This is a genomic window from Chlorogloeopsis sp. ULAP02 (assembly GCF_038404745.2).
Lineage (GTDB): Bacteria > Cyanobacteriota > Cyanobacteriia > Cyanobacteriales > Nostocaceae > Chlorogloeopsis.
Window position 1 is genome coordinate 18,440 of record NZ_JAYKTT020000054.1, and the last position, 19,052, is coordinate 37,491.

The window sequence follows — 19,052 nt, forward strand, 5'->3', positions numbered from 1 at the left end:
TAATAAATTTATCGATATATTTCAGTAGAAACTCGCCCATCATCTTCTAGATGCTGTGGTGGTTGAGGTGGACGACGCGAGAACAAGCGATCGCGTATTGTTCCAATCACAATATATAAAATTGGCACCACAAACAAACTCAAGAAGGTAGCAACAAGCATTCCCCCAAACACTGCTGTACCCAGAGATTGACGGCTACCAGCCCCTGCACCTGTGGCAATCACTAAGGGGAAAATCCCTAACAAGGTAGAAATGGCAGTCATGAGAATCGGTCGCAAGCGCTCTTGAGCTGCTTGTACTGCCGCTTTGGTAATCGAAAGCCCTTGCTCGTGTAGTTGGTTGGCAAATTCTACAATCAAAATGGCATTCTTACTTGCTAAACCAATCAACATCACCAATCCAACTTGGCAAAAGATATCGTTATCAAGTCCCCGCAATGACTGTGCTAACAGCGCCCCAAAGATAGCTAGAGGAACCGAGAGCATAATAATTAATGGGTCAATATAATTCTCGTATTGGGCAGCTAATACTAAGAACACAAAAACAAGTCCTAAGCCAAAAATTAAGGGTGCGAGTCCGCCTGATTCTATTTCTTCTGCTGCTATCCCTGTCCATTCATAACCAAAAGTTGTTGGTAATACCTTTTGCGATACTTGTTCCATCGCTTGAATTGCTTGTCCTGAACTGTAGCCAGGAGCTGGTGAACCATTGATTTCAATTGAGCGGAACAAATTGTAGTGATTAATTGTTTGCGCTCCAGTAGTAGGAGTGAGTTTGACAAGATTGCCCAGAGGAATCATTTGATCGTCGGCGGAGCGAACATACAGTTTATTAATATCCTGTGGGTTGGAGCGAAACTGAGCATCTGCTTGAACATATACCCGGTAAGTCCGTCGTTCATAATTAAAGTCATTGACATACCGCGAACCTAAGTAACTCTGTAGAGTATTAAATATTTCATCTACGTCAACATTTAGAGCCTTAGCGCGATTACGATCAACTTCAATCAAGATTTGGGGAGTATTAGCAGCGAATGTGCTAAATACAGCCTGTAATCCTGGTGTTTGATTACCTTGCTGGAGTAACTGTCCCATGACTTGCAGCATGGTTTCTAAATCGCTGTTACCAGCTCTATCTTGTAGCTGATATTGAAAACCACTAAAACTACCTAAACCTCGAATTGTGGGTGGATTAACTGGCAAAACTCTTGCTTCAGTAATTCCTGATAATTTACCTTGCAAATTACCGAGGATTGCTTGTACTGGCTGATTGCGGCGTTGTTCCCAAGGCTTGAGAGTTGTAAAAATTACGCCGTTATTAGCTGTGCTGCCACTAAAACTAAACCCACCCACAGCAAATGTGCCTGTGACTTCTGGCAATTTGAGAATTTCTGCTTCTGCCTGCTCCATCACTTTGCTAGTGTAGTTGAGCGAAACTCCCTCTGGCCCTTGAATAATGGTAATGAAATAACCTTGATCTTCATCGGGAAGAAATGATGTAGGTACGCGGGTATAAAGCCAACCAGTCAATATTAAGGAGAAAACAAACAGGGCTATGACAATTGCTTTTACCCTTACCAGACGGTTGAGGAACCACTCATATCTATAGCGCATCGAGTCTTGGAACGAGTTAAACTTACCAAAGATCCAACCTAAGATGCCGCGTTGTGGAGGATTGCGTCGTAGTAATAAGGCGGACAGAGAAGGTGTGAGAGTAATAGCAAGAAAAGTAGAAATAACGATAGAAAAAGCAATTGTTAAAGCAAATTGTTTGTATATTTGTCCGGTAGCTCCTGGAAAGAAGGCGACGGGGACAAATACAGCCATCAACACCAATGAAGTGGCAATTACTGCCCCAAATAATTCCTGCATTGCCACTGATGCTGCCCGTCGTGGCGACATTCCCTCTTGTTGAATCAAGCGCGAGATATCTTCGACTACGACAATGGCATCATCAACTACCATCCCTGTTGCCAAGGTAAGACCAAATAATGTCAAGGTGTTGATGGAAAAATTAAAAGCTCTGACAAAGGCAAATGTACCAATTAGTGCTAAAGGAATGGTAAGGACGGGAATTAGGGTTGTACGCCAATCTTGTAAGAAGAGAAAAATTACCAGGATTACCAAAGCGATCGCCAGTAATAAAGTAGAGACTACTTCCGAGAGCGATGCTTCTACAAAGCTAGTGGTATCAAAGGCAACTTGATACTCCATTCCTGGTGGAAACTTTTGAGCAAGTCTTGCCATTTCAGCTTTCACTGCTCTGGCTACGTCTAGCACGTTACTTCCTGGAATAGTAAATATACCAAGACCTACACCTTCATTACCTCTAAATCGCAGGAACGAACTATAATTTTCAGCTCCTAATTCGGCTCGTCCTACATCTTTAAGCTTAACGAGCGTCCCATTCTCACCAGTTTTGAGCACTATGTCCTCAAATTCCGAGACATCCGTAAGCCTGCTAATAGCACGCAAGTCGATTTGATACATTTGGTCAGATGGCGCTGGCTGCTGCCCGATTTGCCCAGCACCTACCTGTATATTTTGTTCTTCCAAAGCATCTATGACATCTTGAGCGGTGAGGTTGCGGCTAGCAAGTCGATTAGGATCGAGCCACAGACGCATTGCATAGCGACGTTCTCCAAAAATCCGCGCCTCACTTACACCATCGATTCTTTTGAGCGCATCTGCTATGTATAGGTCAGCATAATTACTTAAAAAGACGTTGTCGTACTCTCCTTGATTACTATATAGCCCGATCGCTAACAAGATGTTAGTGGACTGCTTTCTGACAGTCACTCCAGTTTGCCTGACTGGATCTGGCAGTTGTGGTTCAGCCAACGAGACGCGATTTTGCACATCAACGGCGGCAATATCTGGATCTCGCGCAGCATCAAAAGTGACTGTAATCGTACTAGTGCCACTATTACTGCTGCTAGAAGTTATGTACTTCATGCCTTCAACACCGTTAATCTGTCGTTCTAAGACAGTGGTAACGGTGTTTTCTACGATTTCAGAGCTTGCGCCGACATAGTTAGCAGTAACCTCTACTTGAGTTGGACTAATTTCTGGATATTGTTCTGTAGGTAGGGTAGGGATACTAATTGACCCTACCAGCAAAATGATGATGGCGCAGACACTGGTAAAAACAGGCCGCTTAATAAAGAAGTCAACAAACATAAAGGATTGGGTATCGGGTATCGGGGGTTGGAAAGAAGACGCGGGGACACGGGGAAAAAGGACAAGGAGACACGGGGAGGTGGGGACACGGGGAATATTTTTGATAGATTCTCCGCCTCTTCCCCTTCCCCTGTCCTCTTGTTTGTCCCTAGTCCCTAATCCCTAGTCACTAATCCCTAGTTCCTACTAAGATTCTGGATTGATGGGCGCTCCATCTGTGAGGTTAAGTAGTCCTGAGACAATAATTCTTTCTCCTGGCTCTAATCCTTCTAGCACTTGATAAGTATTGCCCTTAATATTGCCTAACTCTACACGCTTTTGTTTTGCTACCTGTTGAAACTCCCCTTTTGGAGATTGTTGCATTTGCGCTACATAAACAAAATTCTGTCCGGCTACACGAGTTACTGCTGTAGTTGGAATTAATACTCCAGGGCGCTGATTCCAAATCACTCTTACCCTAGTATATTCATCAGCCCGTAGTTGACCTTTGGCATTGTCAAAGAGTGCTTTAACTAATATGGATTGGGTGTTATTAATAACTTTGGGTGAAATAAAAAATACACGACTAATACCGACACTGCGACCTTGAGCATCCATGATTTCTACTGGTGTTCCTTTTCGCAATTGAGATCCGCGCTCAAGTGGTACAGAGATATTTACCTCCAGTGGTCTATTTTGAGTAATGGTTACTAGTTGAGTAGAATTATTCACGAAATCACCCACCTTCACAGGAATGTCACCCACTGTGCCTGCAAAGGGAGCTTCTATTCTGTAGTACTGGAGTTGAACAGCTTGTTCTTTGGTATTAGCTAATGCCTGTTGCAAGGATTTTTCTGCTTGGGAGACAGAAGCTTGCTGTGCTTGTATTCTAGATTCAATCGCTCGCAAATTAGCCCTTGCTGTTGCTAGTCTGTTGGCGTACTGATCTCTTGTTTGTCGAGAAACAGCTCCTTGAGCCGCAAGATTTGAATAGCGATCGTATTCTTGCTGATTTAATCTCACATCGGCAAGGTTAGATATACGTTCTGCTTCTAATGAACGCAGGGTTGCTCTGGCATTTTCTAACTGGGAACTAGCTGCATCAGCAGCTGCATTCACACTATTAACTGCTGCCTGTTGCTGTCTAGCATCGATCTGGATAATTGGATCTCCTTGCTTGAGTGTATCTCCGGATCTCACCAATATTTGGGCTACCTGTCCCTGAATTCTTGGCTGTAGAATTACCGAGCGACGTGACTCTAAGCTCGCTATATACTCAGAGCTATCTTCGATTAAGCCCGATTGTACAGTGGATACCTTCACTGGTACTGGTGGTGGAGCATTAGCTGCTGTTGGAGCTTGATTATTTGCTGGAGTTAGCAAACGCCACAACAAAAAGCCTCCACCCATCAATCCCAGTAGAGCTAACAATAACCAAAGCCACCGACGTTTTTGGCGAGGTGGCTGTATTTCTGTCTCTGGAACACTATCTTCAAATTCAGTTTGAGGCTGAGGGGGTATCATGGATTGCAGAGAAGTGAATAAAACAAATGACCGCTAAATCAGGATTGAACTTAAACTTAAAATTGATACAGAAATTACTTGCTATTACTGATTTAGTTATGATGCTCCCTTGTATGACTAGATACTAGCTTTTACGCTAGCATAACCTTTTATTAAAGTAAGTCTCATCTATCTAGAAATAAGTATTTATTTATAGTTTACAAAAAAACCTGTTCTAGTGTCTTGTCTATTCTTGCGAAAATTATTCAAATCTTGCTATGATTTGCATACAAAACTTGTACTCAGTAACTAAAAAGCTATCATTATTGACTGTTTACAGCTAAAATTCCCAAATTAATTAATGATTAGTGGTAGATACTCCTAAGTGACTGAAGTTATGTTGAGACAAAGGCTTATTTCAATAAGTAACTATTTACAACGCTCCATATGTATGTATTTACCTGTCGTATGGTTGTGTAAAATACATCCTTTCTGACGAGTTAATCTATTTTCTCCGACAATAAAAAGACTAATAGATAATATTAATAATAGTTTCAATAATTTTATTTTCTCAGCTTGAAGAGAAACTTTTAAATATATATTTTGAAATATATTGTAATAGGTTTTTTTGATTTTACAATTAGTATTTAGTAAATTTTTTTTAGATGAAGAGAGATTTAGTGGAATTTCTATGTTTAATTCTTGGCTCCATAAAGGTGTAGATTTTCCTTCTTGATAACCGTAAATTTTGACGTTCTTAATACATACAGTTTTCAAGCCTGTGATTTCTTGGCGAACATATTTAACTAAATTTTCTTGTTCTGGCACTTGACTAGATTTAAATTTAATTTCTAAGCAAGTATTATTGAAGCTAACTTTGGCTGTGACATTTTTAAGTTGTAGTTGACTGTTTATTAAAGATGCGATTGCCTTAACATCACCCTGCTTGGCAAGCTCTAAAATATTTGCTTGTGTCATAACTGTAGAAGCGAAGAGTTATCAACAGAAAATTTACATTAAATATAACTTGTGCTCTAAAATTTTACTTCGGTGATTACACGACAATTACAAACAGCAATCTTCAAAAAATTGTTGATTTTAATTCATCTAAAATTTATATGTATTAACTGGGGATTAAGGACAAACAAGAGGAGGGAGAGAAGTGAGTTTGTTGCCGCGGCTCTCCCCGTTGTAGCACTTGACGTAGAGAGACTACCAATGATAAATGACCAATAACTACCTCAACTAATTAACATTATTTGTAGCGACCTACCTAATTGCCATCTAGAGTATATTGTTGAGCAAATTCACGATGAATCTGATATTGTATAATTTCTTGCTGGGCTAGACTGTAATTACTACTAGTATATGGTACAGTTTTCATGAGAGTGATCGCTTCATCCCAATTGCGAACAACCTTTTGCCATTCGTCTTGAGATTGTGCCAGTTGTGCTAGTTTAGTTGCGCGTTTAGCTTTATTATTAGCTCGTTCATAATTGTCTGTAGGTTTTTTAGGTTTAGCTTTAGGTGGTTCTTGTTCAGAAGCGATTGTTGTAAGATTCTCTATAGAAAAATTTGTAGAGATACTTTGTTTAATTTCTGGTAATTTGGCGTAGGAATATATCCATAGAGCCAAAAAGGGAATTAAAATCAACGTCACTAGTTGCTTTGAGACTGAGGAAGACTTTTGAGGTGTCTCTGTGAGTTTCTGTTTTATTTTAGGAATTTCATCGATAGTTTGCACCTTAGTAACACCAAAATCAGATGAAATTACTTCATTTTTAAATTCATGTAATGTAGTTACATCTGGGTTTTTAGCTTCAGTACTGATAGAATTTCCTAAAATAATACGACGTTTAAATAAAGATTCAATTTCATAAAGTATAACAGCACAAAATAGCCAAATAATAGCGAAAAATGGTAAGATTTTACTACTAATTTGACTATAGTTAGAAATTATTTGATCATAGTTGAGTTGAAATAAAGGGAGGAGAGGAGTAAAAATTAAAGTTGCTGTTAGTGTAGACAAAATAAAAACCAGCCAGCTATATAAGCTTTCTCTCCAACTTTGCAGCCCTGGCAAAATTCCTCGAATTTTATTTACCTTTTTTCCTGGAATGACTGGAATAAAGCGACTGAGCAGAAAGTGATGTACAAAAGCGATCGCTGGGATGGGTAAGATTAGCAAAAATATCACCGAAACGATAATTCGCTCTGGTTTGTCTGATAAATTAGTAAAGTTAAGTAATAGAAATTGATTATATGCAATTGTGTTGATAAATCCTGCCATCAATCCAAATAGTATTAAAGCATTTAGCCAAGAATAAGGATGAGGAAGCCATCTTAGCAATTTCAACTTTCTCATTTTTCATGTATCCTTTGTTTTCTGAAGACGATTATGTAGATTTAGCCACATTCTACGAATATATTGGGTAATTTCCGCTTTTTACTTGTTAAATAGTTTACTCAATCTAGGATAATCTAACTTTCTAGAACGCCCAAAACAGCAAGCGTTGCAAAAATTTATAGTTTGAGCAAATTACTGATATGGCAATCGAATCTGCCGTAGGCGAAATTGGAATTGAGCAAAATTTAAAGCAATTTCTGCTTGTACTCTCAGTTTCCTTGAGTGTAGCGACACTACCGCAAGTTATTAGCTGGTTTCGTCAAATTCCCTACACTTTACTCTTGGTAATTGCTGGATTGGGGTTGGCGCTAGTGGATGTGCGCTTAGTTAATCTTTCCCCGGAGTTGATTCTGGCAATTTTCCTGCCACCCTTACTATTTGAAGCTGCTTGGAATTTAAAATGGTCTAATTTAAAGCGGGATTTAGTGCCTATCTGCCTGTATGCAGTCATAGGAGTAATAATTTCTATTGCAGGTGTAGCGCTAGGTTTGAATTTATTAGCACAACTGCCATTAACAACAGCATTGCTGGTAGGAGCAAGTTTGTCTGCTACCGATCCAGTTTCAGTCACGGCTTTGTTTCGAGAACTAGGAGTAGACAAGCGCCTTACAACACTAATGGAGGGCGAGAGTTTATTTAATGATGGTATGGCAGTAGTAGCTTTTAGTTTCCTAGTTGCCTTACCGTTGGGAACAGCACAATTAGGGGTAAGACCTGTATTATTACAACTGTTTGCGGTTATTGGAATCGGTTTAGCAGTAGGTGGTTTGATTGGGTTTGGTATCTCTTACCTAACGCAAAGATTTGATTTACCACTGGTGGAACAATCTTTAACTCTCGTCTCTGCTTACGGAACTTACATTATTGCCGAAGAATTTGGTGGATCTGGGGTAATAGCAGTTGTCACCACTGGCTTGATTTTGGGTAATTTTGGTTCCCGAATTGGTATGAACCCGCGTACACGGGTAATTGTCAGCGAATTTTGGGAATTTTTGGCTTTTTTTGTTAATTCTATTGTTTTTCTATTGATTGGTGACCAAGTTAGATTTACCCATTTAGGAGAAAATCTGGCAATTATTGCTGTCACTGTTGCTGGGATGGTTTTAGCACGAGCGATCGCTGTTTATAGTTTAGGATTTATTAGCAATCGCCTCGTCAACTCAGATATTTCTTTAGCACAACAAACTGTACTCTGGTGGGGAGGTTTGCGAGGCTCTGTCTCCATCGCTTTAGCATTGAGTGTACCGAATATCCTCAGCGAACGAGAAGATGTAATTGCTACGGTATTTGGGGTAGTTTTATTTACACTTTTGGTGCAGGGATTAACTACAAAGCCCTTACTAGAAAAACTCAATCTTTTAGGTGATCAGCCCCTGCGACAACAATATTTGGAGTTAGTTGCTCGCCAAACTGCCCTTAAACGTGTTTTAAAATACCTCGAACAAATAGAAGAACGCCCAGGATTAGATCCAGAATTTTACCGCTATCAGGAGACTTTAATTAAAGGTGAACTGCGACGGTTGGAGGAGCAAATTGATAAATTACAAGATGAATACCCCAACTTGCAAACCTTCACAGCCCAACAGCTGCGAATGGAATTGCTCGCTGTAGAGGCAGATACCTACGCAGAATTTGTGCGATCGGGTAGATTAAATCAAGAACTTGCTCCTTTGCTTGAGGATGTTTTAGAGGATGAGCTTTAACAGTTATTAGTGAATAAAATTGGAGGGTGCGTTACGGCTAATTCTCATTCTCCTAAAATCTTAAATCCTTACGTAGCCGTAACACACCCTACTCCTGACATCTTCCCTTCTGCCCTTATTTCTTAAAACTTATGCAGGCGAAGATACATACTTATACTTCCCTTGGCTGATGCAAAGTGTACGTACTTACATTTAGGTTGATTAGGTTGTGGTTAGCACTAGTAACCGTAATTGTCCGCATTTATAGCCAGATTTAATTACATATGCCAGAATTTGCCGGAGAACTACCTGTTCGCGAACCAGCGTGGAATGTCTCATCCGTTCAAAATATTCAGCCTCATCAGCAAGGGATAGATTTTGAGTGCGACGTTTCTCGCCTTTGTCTGAGGGTTCTTGCCCCAAATCTTATCCGTGTCAGTTTTTCTCCTACAGGAGAATTTAGAACTAGACGTTCTTGGGCTGTGACGCCACGGGATGAGGAATGGGCTGCGATCTCTTTCGACGTCCTAGAGACGGAGGAAGAGGTGATGATTGAAACTGAAAAAATGCGCGTCTGCGTGCAGCGTCATCCTTGTCGCATCAAGTTTTTTGACAAAGAAAATCGTCCCTTTGCTCAAGATATGGATTTGGGGATGGGTTGGCGACAAATGGGGGCAGGAAAGTTTCAAGTTGCCAATTGGAAGCGTATAGAAGCTGGAGAAAAATACTATGGCTTTGGAGAGCGGGCTGGCTTACTAAATCAACGGGGCAAGCGTCTTACTAATTGGACAACGGATAGCCTTGATTACACTATGTTAACGGATGCAATGTACCAAGCGATTCCGTTTTTTATGGCGTTGCGTCCGGAAATTGGTTATGGTTTATTTTTTAACACTACATTTTGGAGTCGTTTTGATATTGGTGCCGACGAACCAGAAATTTTACGAATGGAAACTCTGGGTGGCGAATTAGATTATTACATTATTTACAGTCCTGAACCAGCAGAAATTATTCATACATACACGCAATTAACGGGGCGAATGTCACTACCGCCTCGATGGGCATTGGGTTATCACCAATGTCGGTGGAGTTATGACTCAGAAACAGAAGTGCGACAACTAGTACACCAACTGCGTCACCGTCGGATACCTTGCGATGTTATCCACCTAGACATTGATTATATGTTTGGCTTCCGGGTATTTAGCTGGAACCCCAGACGATTCCCAGATCCCAAGAAATTACTTGGTGACTTGGCAGAGGAAGGTTTTAAAGTTGTCACCATTGTCGATCCAGGTGTAAAATTCGAGCCGCAATCAGATTATGCAGTTTATGACGAAGGAGTGGAAAAGGACTATTTTATTCGTCGGGCTGATGGCAAGGTTTTTCACGGTTATGTTTGGCCTGATCGCGCTGTATTTCCCGATTTTCTTCGTCCTGATGTGCGTCAATGGTGGGGAGATTTACACCACAATTTAACTGAAATGGGTGTTGCTGGAATCTGGAATGATATGAATGAGCCGGCAATGAACGATCGCCCATTTGGAGATGAGGGGGGGCAGAAAATTTTCTTTCCAATGGATGCACCTACAGGCTCTGGTGATGAGCGCACAACCTACGCCGAAGCTCACAATTTATATGGAATGATGATGGCTCGTGCCTGTCGGGAGGCATTAGAAAAACTTAGAGGGCGATCGCGTTCTTTTGTTTTGACGCGATCGGGTTATGCTGGTGTACAAAAATGGTCGGCAGTATGGACAGGGGACAATCATTCACTATGGGAATACCTGGAAATGTCTCTACCTATGCTTTGTAACTTAGGTTTGTCTGGCGTAGCATTTGTTGGCGCAGATATTGGGGGATTTGCAGGAGATGCAACCCCAGAAATGTTTGCTCGTTGGATGCAGTTGGGAATGCTTTATCCTTTGATGCGCGCTCATTCGATGATCAATACTAAGCGCCACGAACCTTGGGAGTTTGGAACAAGGGTAGAAGAAATTTGCCGCCAATATATCGAATTGCGCTACAGATTATTGCCTTACATCTACACCTTATTTTGGGAAGCAACAAGCACGGGAAGTCCAATTCTACGTCCCTTATTTTATCACTATCCCAATGATCCGAAAACCTATGAAATCTACGATCAGGTACTTTTAGGCTCATCGATGATGGCAGCACCTGTATACCGACCAGGGGTAGAGAAACGCATGGTTTATTTGCCCCAAGGAAACTGGTATGACTGGTGGACGGCAGAGTGTTACACAGGCTCAACTTATATTCTTGCTGATGCACCTGTAGAAAAAATGCCTATATATATTCGTGCCGGCTCAATTATTCCTCTCGCCCCTGTGATGCAGTATGTGGATGAGTCACCCATCAACGAATTAAGATTACGAGTTACTCCTGGTGCAGGGGAATGGACACTATATGAAGATGATGGGCATAGCTTTGAATATCGCCACGGTGCTTGGTCAACTACAACTTATCGCGTGTATTCAGAAGGTACGCAGACAGTCGTGGATATCCAAGCACGGCAAGGACAGTGGACTCCACACCCTCGCAAAGCCATTGTTGAGGTGATAGGTGATGGAGAGCAAGAATTTGCAGATGACGGTTCTGCTCGCCGCCTCACTTTTGGCTAGCGTCTATTGATAATTGCCTCTTGTAATTCTACTGGAGGTAATTGTTCTACAGTTTGCAGAGGCGATCGCCCTGTTATTAAACTTTGACTCAACCAAATCAAACTACCACCAAATAAAGTGATAACCCCTATTAAAATACCAGTAAGTAATTTCACTTGGGAGCGTAGAAATTTTACTTCTCTGCTTTTAGATTCTAATTCAGAAATTACCTTGGCAGGAGAAAGTTGTTTTTCTATCACTATTTCTGCTGATTGTACTACTGGCTTTTTAAAACTAACTTGCTGGTAAAGCCAATTAGTAATTAATATCGGACAATTTTTTCTAAACCAACGCCACGCAAAAATCCTGAACGCTGGTTTAGACATTCTCGCAATCCATTTCATTACTCTTTTAACAGCACAAGAGCGAAACTTTTTATTGATTAGGTTAATTGAACCTATATCATAAAGGCGGTCAAAGATAAGTTTAGCAGTAGCTTCTTCTCTGTATGCTAGATTTTCTATTATTAGAAGAACCTCGTACATTAGTTCTTCTTCTTGTTTGTTTTCCGCTAAAAAGTGTGTTAAATTACCTGATATTTTAACTGGATTAGCCATATATTTTACTCTGGCAGCACCTTGTATTTTTAATTAAAAAATATTTTAGTTATTTCACTCAAGTGACATATCAAAATTTTTGTCAACTGAAAAACACTCTTCCTATCACTATTTCCTAAGCATAATATATTTCATGTCACATTTGAATAAACTAATAACTTCAGTAGTGGTAAAAAAACTAACATTATATAGTTCATTGAAGAAGAAAATAATTGTTACTTTGCTATTAAGCATAAATTTATGTTAAATGTAGTGTTTTTGAAACTTATTTACCTCTAGGAGGATTTAATTTTCTCTTTTAAGATGTATTTCTTAAGCTTGTCGTTGTTAGTGAACAAGAATCTGTATCCTACTGTACAAGTAAGCAGAACCGCCCTGAAGATGCCCATTTTCTGTCATACCTTGCTAGACATCTGCGCATAGCATATCAGCATCTTAGATCTTGTACTTGGAAATTAGTTACTTTTAGACTTCCTCAGAATTTCCTCATTTTTAGATGGCAAGATTTATTACACAGTACAAAGCGGATGCCTGTAGCGTAATGCTTTTTACTGAGCATACGGTAACATTTATTGATAGCCCCAGCCGGGGCTTTTTATTTTCCTAAGCCTAAAATACAGAATCTCCGACTTCTTGAAAAAGCTGGGGATCTGATTGGGCAAACTAAAATGTTAATGCATTAATTTTTATACCTAAGAATATGGTGGCATGGCCCCAAAGTCAATTGATTCAGTCATGTCTGGCTATTCTTCCACCAGATATCCCGGTTGAGACTGCCGTTAAAGTGATGAACCGTAGGAAAACTAGTTATGTCTTAGTCTGTGAGCAAAGACAACTAGTTGGGATTTTTACTGAGCAAGATTTAGTTGGGGCGATCGCCTCTGGGGTAAATTTAAGCATTGCCACCTTATTAGAGGTAATGACTGATCAAGTTATTACTATTAAAGAATCAGAGTTAGACAATTTATTCAATATCCTTAGCCTGCTGCGCTACCACAAAATCTGCTACTTGCCAATTGTGGATGAAAAAGAGCAACTAGCAGGTGTAATCACGCTTGAAAGTATTCTGGAAGCTTTACAACACATAGAAACCCACCTTAAACAAGCCGAATTACAATACCGCAATCTCGTCGAGCAAATTCCTGGAGTTGCATACACTTCCCCAATCACTGCAACATCAGAATTTGCTTACATCAGCCCACAAATACAAAAATTCCTTGGCATTCCAGATCAAGAGTGGAATTCCGGATTTTTTAACAGTTGGGCGGAGTTGGTGCATTTAGAGGATCGCGATCGCATTCAGCAAGAAGTTGCCGCTGCCATCGCCACAGGTAAACCCTTTTGTAGCGAGTACCGCATGATCAGACACGATGGTAGAACCATCTGGGTGCAAGATCAAGCCAAACTTGCGCTGGCAACAGATGGGCAAACAACTGTGCTTCAGGGAATTGCCTTTGATATTAGCGATCGCAAGCAGCAAGAAGAAGCACTACAACAAAGCCAAGCCCGTTATCAATCAATTCTAGAAGATCAGACGGAAATGGTAGCTCGTTTTTTGCCAGATAGTACGATTTTGTTTGTTAATCAAGCATTTTGTCGTTATTTTGGCATTGAGCGCCAGGATATTCTTGGTAAGAGTTATAAACCTGTTATTTATGAAGAAGACAGGGATAGGGTGACTCAACTTCTAGAGTCAATGAGTATTGAAAACCCTACCATAATGATTGAGAATCGGGTAATCGATGGTAAAGGAGAAATTCGCTGGACACAGTGGGTTAACCGAATGCTATTCGATGATGGGGGAAATGTAATTGAGTGTCAGTCTGTTGGACGCGATATTACTCAATTAAAACTTACAGAAGCAGCACTGCGCCAGAGTGAAGAACGATTGCAACTAGCTTTGGAAGCATCTGGAGATGGAATTTGGGGCTGGAATCTTGCGGCAGGAGAAGTATATCTCAGCTCTCGTTGGATAGAAATGCTCGGTTATGCAGCTGATGAATTTCCAGCTGAATTTAGCAGTTGGGAAAAATCTATCCATCCAGATGATAAGCCTTGGGTGATGGATGTGTTGCAAGCTCACTTGAAAGATAGTTCTGTTCCCTACACTTTTGAATATCGAATGCGAACTAAATCGGGAGAGTGGAAATGGATTGCTAACTATGGCAAGGTTGTAGTGCGGGATCAAGATGCCCAACCATTACGAATGGCAGGTATTCACCGAGATATAGATGATCGCAAACAAGCAGAACAAGCTTTAAAAGAGCGAGAAGCTTTTTTACGGGCGATTGGGGACAACATTCCCAATAGTTATATTTACCAAGTTGTGCGGGAAGTGGATGGTAACTATCGCTTTTACTATTTTAGTGCGGGTGTTGAAAAAGCACATGGACTAAAACCCGAAGCAATTTTGGCAGATCCAAGTCTGTTGTATAGTACTTTGGTTCCGGAAGATCTTCTCTACGTTAGTCAAAAGCAGGAAGAATCTGCACAAACAATGTCAGTCTTTGATGTTCAAGTACGAGAATATTCTCCCGAAGGTAATATTCGCTGGGCGCGCTTATGCTCAACTCCCCGCGCGATGGATGACGGACGGATAATTTGGGATGGTGTCCGATTTGATATTACTGAACTCAAACGTACTGAAGAAACACTACGCAAAAGCAAAGCTCTCCTCACAGAAGCCCAAAAAGTTGCCCGTATCGGCAACTGGGAGTTTGATGTCGCTACTAAAAAAATCACCTGGACAGAGGAGCTATTTTACATATTAAATAGAGATCTCCTACAAAAGGAACCCACTTATCTTGAGCATTTACAACTCTATCATCCAGATGATCGAGAAAAATTGCACAAAGTGTTTGAGCGAGCGATTACAACAGGTGAATCATACAAACTTACACTCAGACTCAATCCTCAGTCTGATAGTTCTATACGCTACATTGAGGGGATTGGATACGCAGACTTCAATACCGATGGGCAAGTGATTCGTTTGTATGGAACTACCCAAGATGTTACAGAACGTGTGCAAACTGAGAAGGCACTGCAAGAAAAAGAGCAGTTTTTACGTAGTATTTATAATGGTGTTGAACAAGCTATTTTTGTAGTAGATGTTATCGAAGACGGTGATTTTAAATTAGTTGGATTCAATCCTGCCTGCGAACGTTTCACAAATATGCGTTCAGCAGAAATACAAGGTAAATCTTTACAACAAATGTTTCCTCCCGAAATTGCTGCATCGGTTCGGCAACGCTACCAAGCTTGTCAAGAGGCAGGAAAAGTTATTACCTATGAAGAATGTTTACCCTTTTTAGGGTTAGATACCTGGTGGATAACTAACCTGGCTCCTTTATGGGATGAACGTTCACGCATCTATCGGATTGTGGGCAGCAGCATCAATATTAGCGAGCGCAAACGGCTAGAACTTGCTCTGGAAGCATCAGAAAATCACTTAAAAAATATTCTCACTACGGCGAATGCCTCTATTGTCAGTTTTCGCGTCTTTGCCAATCGAGACTGGGAATATGAATATCAGTCGATTGGATGTGAGAGTCTTTTTGGTTATACAGCAGCAGAAATCTTAACCGACAAAATGCTGTGGATATCACGGGTGTTTCCAGAGGATCGAGATACGCTTATTTATCCACACTTTGAGAGTATTTTTGCTGAACGCACTTTTGCTGTAGAATATCGATTCCATCACAAAGATGGTTCGCTGCGTTGGATTTCTGCAATTTATTCCTCTCACCTGGATAAGGTAGCCAATTGCTGGATTGTAACGGGAGTTAGTATCGATATTAGCGATCGCAAACGGGCAGAAGAAGCTTTGCAGCAAAGTGAAACTTTGTTTCGGACTCTGAGTGAGTCTGCACCAGTAGGCATTTTTAGAACTGATGCTCAAGGTAACAATACTTATAGCAATCCTCGCTGTCAAGCAATTTGTGGCTTTACCTTTGAGGAAGCCTTAAAAGATGGCTGGATGCAGTTTATTCACCCAGAAGATTTAGAAGTAGTGTTTCCGCAATGGATTTTGTTCTTAACAACAAATCAGGAATTTTACGCCCAGGTGCGTTTTGTTCACCGAGATGCAACAATTCGCTTTTGTCGATTGATGGCGGTTCCGATTTTTTCTGAGTCAGGTGAATTAATGGGTAATGTGGGTACTGTAGAAGATATTACGGAAAGTCGGGCAATAGCGAAAATGAAGAATGAATTCATCTCTATTGTCAGCCACGAACTACGAACGCCTTTAGCTTCTATCCGTGGTTCTTTAGGATTACTAGCTGCTGGAGTACTCAAAGATCAACCAGAATCAGCCCAACAAATGTTAGAAATTGCTTCCAGCGAGACGGAACGCTTAGTGCGCTTAGTAAATGATATTCTTGACTTAGAGCGCTTAGAGTCAAATAAAGTAACTCTAGTCAAGCAGTGGTGCGATGTCACTAAAATCTTACGTCAGTCTACAGAAACTGTTCAACCTTTGGCAGCTGAAAATAATATTGCACTAGTTATGTTACCCAGTTCTGTACAAATCTGGGTAGATCCAGATCGGATTATTCAGACTCTTGTTAACTTAGTAGGTAATGCGATAAAATTCTCTCCCTCACATAGTAAAGTCACAGTGAGTGCAGAATATCTGACAGATCAAGTTTTATTTAAAGTTCAAGACCAAGGTAGAGGTATCCCAGATAGTAAATTAGAAACTATTTTTGAGCGGTTTCAACAAGTTGATGCCACTGACTCGCGTCAAAAAGGAGGAACGGGTTTAGGTTTAGCTATCTGTAAGAGTATTGTGCAGCAGCACGGCGGTAAAATTTGGGTGGAAAGTATTTTGGAAAAAGGTAGTATATTTTATTTCACGATACCTAAGGTAGTGGAAGGGTAAGGATCAATAGCATTTTTGCGAAGTCTATAGGCTCCAACCAAGAATTTTAACAATTTCAGAAACTAGCGTTAGAGGATTGAAAGGTTTAGCGATCGCTCCCACTGCGCCCAACTGCAAGAATTGATGTGGTTCAGTAAAGCTTAAAATTGATGTCAAGAAAATTACTGGTATTGCTTGAGATTTAATATTCAACTGTAATTTTTTGAGGCAAGCAATGCCATCAATTTCTGGCATTATCACATCTAGAAGAATGGCATCTGGCTTGAGATCCTCTGCTTTTATTAAGCCCTCTGCACCTGAATTCGCTAATACTACCTCCCAGCCTCCGATTGTTTCTAAGCTGATTTTGACAATTTTTTGCATATATGGTTCATCATCAACAAATAGAATTCTTTTACTGACTAGTTCTACCATCATTTGTAGTTCCTACATACTGTTCGCTTGGAGAAAACACCAAATTTAACTTGTCCCAATTCATACCAAGAGATGCATCTACAGCTAAAGATTGTTCTGGTGTAGACTCTTTGGTGTCAAAAATTTTCACCTTAATTGGTCGCCTTTTATGGTATGACTTCTGGAAAGTGAGCTTCAAGATACCGTCATTAAATTCTGCGAGCGTGGCATGAGGTTGAATCAAATTAGGTAGAGGAATAATAATTTGAAATTGATTTGGGCAAAATTCAAAATCAAAGGAGCTAAAAACTTTTGCAAGTTCTAATTCTTGTCCGATAATGAGAACTGTTTCCTGAGAAACTTGAACATCCAGTTTTTCAGTTTCTATATTTGGAATTTCTGCTATGACTATAATTTCCGTATCTGTTTCCTCTACCTCAATCATAGATACACCAGTTCTACCCTCTTCATAAACCCATAGTGTATCTTCACCATAGCTGTACAAAAACTCACGGATCACACTATATAAGTATTGCTCAAAAATACTCAACCTTTGGAAGATTTGCCAACAGATTAACATTCTAATATTTCCTTTATCTATCAACTAATGAATCTTACCAAAATAGTCAATCATGTCTTGCAAACGAAAGCTATTAATTTAAGTTATCAATAGATAAATTTTTAGTTGAATTTCTATAGTTTTCTATAATTTTTAAAATTCTATTCCTAACTAGCTGTTGCTGATAATTGTAGTACTGTCTCAGCAATTCGAGTTGTTGGTTTAACCGTTCAGTATCTTCAACTAACGTACTTAATTCGTAGATTATACTTGTGTATCCAGCTAGCATTATATTATCCGTGAGTATTGAGGAAGTTTGATTTTCAATAGTTTCAAAATTTTGGCGATCGCTGTTGTTAATCATTGTCTGTATTCCTCAAATTAGCTCCACCTCATAACTTAAAACAAAAAAATGAGGATTTTATGAGGAAAACACTTGCACTGGAAATTTATGTTTAAGGTGATGCTTTTAATAGCGTTGCTAATTTAATGTATAAAAATAATTTTGCGTCATGTCAAAACCCTTCTAGAAAAGCGACATATCGCCTCTGGGCATCCAGATTCATACCCCATTTAACAACGCCCTTTTAGTTCTCAAGACAAGCAAGTTTATTACCAATTATTTCTGCCACTTCAGGAGCTTCAACGGATATTTCCCTAATTCTTCATATACCCCGGATCATACTTGACAATTTCCGAACAGCCACCAGGCAAATCCATAACTCCCGTTACCAGCCTCAAGCTGGCAACTAGCAACAAGAACTAGAGTTACTCTTGCTCTTTCAACTGTAAGGCAAAGCCCTTCTCGCAGGGTATGGTGTGAGATATCAGTTTTTGTACTAAGATTAAGATTTCCATCCTAGAACTTCAGCTACTAAACGTGAAAGTTTCAATGGATCAAAAGGTTTGGGAATTATTCCTGCAACCCCTAGTTGAGCAAATTTATTTAAGTCAACCATCTGTACCTTAGCTGTCAATAAAATTACGGGAATATTTTGAGTTAGAGGATTACTCTGCAATTTACTAAACAGCGCCAGCCCATCTATATCTGGCATCATTACATCTAAAAGAATAGCATCAGGATGCTCGGTTTCAGCTAAAGTTAAGCCTTTACTACCTGAGTGTGCTGTTAGCACTTTCCAACAACCAAGCTTTTCCAAACAAGCTTGAATAATAGTACACAGGTTTTTTTCATCATCAATTACTAAAATACATTTCGCTGACATAGCTTTA

At 40.1% G+C, this 19,052-nt stretch carries 12 protein-coding genes; 3 read left to right on the plus strand and 9 right to left on the minus strand.

Going from position 1 to position 19,052, the window contains the following annotated elements; genetic code table 11:
* Window positions 1-8: 8 nt before the first annotated feature.
* The 4 genes from U2718_RS18915 to U2718_RS18930 form a co-directional block, all read right to left on the minus strand.
* The gene (locus tag U2718_RS18915) at window positions 9-3,179 is read right to left on the minus strand and encodes an efflux RND transporter permease subunit (RefSeq protein WP_341996059.1); all 3,171 of its coding nucleotides are present in this window, start codon (window positions 3,177-3,179) and stop codon (window positions 9-11) included.
* Window positions 3,180-3,365: 186 nt separating this feature from the next.
* Complete coding sequence (locus U2718_RS18920) at window positions 3,366-4,682, minus strand: efflux RND transporter periplasmic adaptor subunit (RefSeq protein ID WP_341996061.1); 1,317 nt, start codon at window positions 4,680-4,682, stop codon at window positions 3,366-3,368.
* Window positions 4,683-5,090: 408 nt separating this feature from the next.
* Window positions 5,091-5,639, minus strand: coding sequence for a hypothetical protein (locus tag U2718_RS18925; RefSeq protein ID WP_341996063.1), 549 nt, complete (start codon window positions 5,637-5,639; stop codon window positions 5,091-5,093).
* Window positions 5,640-5,934: 295 nt separating this feature from the next.
* Window positions 5,935-7,026, minus strand: coding sequence for a hypothetical protein (locus U2718_RS18930; protein ID WP_341996065.1), 1,092 nt, complete (start codon window positions 7,024-7,026; stop codon window positions 5,935-5,937).
* Between the two features lie 182 nt (window positions 7,027-7,208).
* Between U2718_RS18930 and U2718_RS18935 the strand changes: the two genes are divergently transcribed.
* Together U2718_RS18935 and U2718_RS18940 are read left to right on the plus strand one after the other, a co-directional pair.
* Complete coding sequence (locus U2718_RS18935) at window positions 7,209-8,771, plus strand: Na+/H+ antiporter (RefSeq protein WP_341996067.1); 1,563 nt, start codon at window positions 7,209-7,211, stop codon at window positions 8,769-8,771.
* Window positions 8,772-9,034: 263 nt separating this feature from the next.
* On the plus strand, window positions 9,035-11,389 hold the full coding sequence (locus U2718_RS18940) for a glycoside hydrolase family 31 protein (RefSeq protein ID WP_341996068.1): 2,355 nt from the start codon (window positions 9,035-9,037) through the stop codon (window positions 11,387-11,389).
* Here the strand turns inward: U2718_RS18940 and U2718_RS18945 are convergent.
* Window positions 11,386-11,985 (minus strand): hypothetical protein, encoded by a 600-nt coding sequence (locus U2718_RS18945; RefSeq protein WP_341996070.1) that lies wholly within the window; start codon window positions 11,983-11,985, stop codon window positions 11,386-11,388. The two genes, U2718_RS18940 and U2718_RS18945, sit on opposite strands and share 4 nt — an antisense overlap.
* 700 nt (window positions 11,986-12,685) lie before the next feature.
* Here U2718_RS18945 and U2718_RS18950 point away from each other — a divergent pair.
* Window positions 12,686-16,867, plus strand: a complete 4,182-nt coding sequence (locus U2718_RS18950; protein ID WP_341996072.1) for a PAS domain-containing protein — start codon at window positions 12,686-12,688, stop codon at window positions 16,865-16,867.
* Between the two features lie 24 nt (window positions 16,868-16,891).
* Here U2718_RS18950 and U2718_RS18955 read toward each other — a convergent pair whose 3' ends face one another.
* The 4 genes from U2718_RS18955 to U2718_RS18970 form a co-directional block, all read right to left on the minus strand.
* Entirely contained in the window at window positions 16,892-17,281 is a 390-nt protein-coding gene (locus tag U2718_RS18955) for a response regulator (protein ID WP_341996304.1), read from the minus strand.
* On the minus strand, window positions 17,262-17,840 hold the full coding sequence (locus tag U2718_RS18960; RefSeq protein WP_341996074.1) for an Hsp20/alpha crystallin family protein: 579 nt from the start codon (window positions 17,838-17,840) through the stop codon (window positions 17,262-17,264). The genes U2718_RS18955 and U2718_RS18960 overlap by 20 nt, the downstream gene beginning before the upstream one ends.
* A 73-nt stretch (window positions 17,841-17,913) precedes the next feature.
* A complete protein-coding gene (locus U2718_RS18965) occupies window positions 17,914-18,183 on the minus strand; it encodes a hypothetical protein (protein ID WP_341996076.1) in 270 nt (89 codons plus the stop codon).
* 481 nt (window positions 18,184-18,664) lie between these two features.
* On the minus strand, window positions 18,665-19,045 hold the full coding sequence (locus U2718_RS18970; RefSeq protein ID WP_341996078.1) for a response regulator: 381 nt from the start codon (window positions 19,043-19,045) through the stop codon (window positions 18,665-18,667).
* Between the last annotated feature and the right edge of the window lie 7 nt (window positions 19,046-19,052).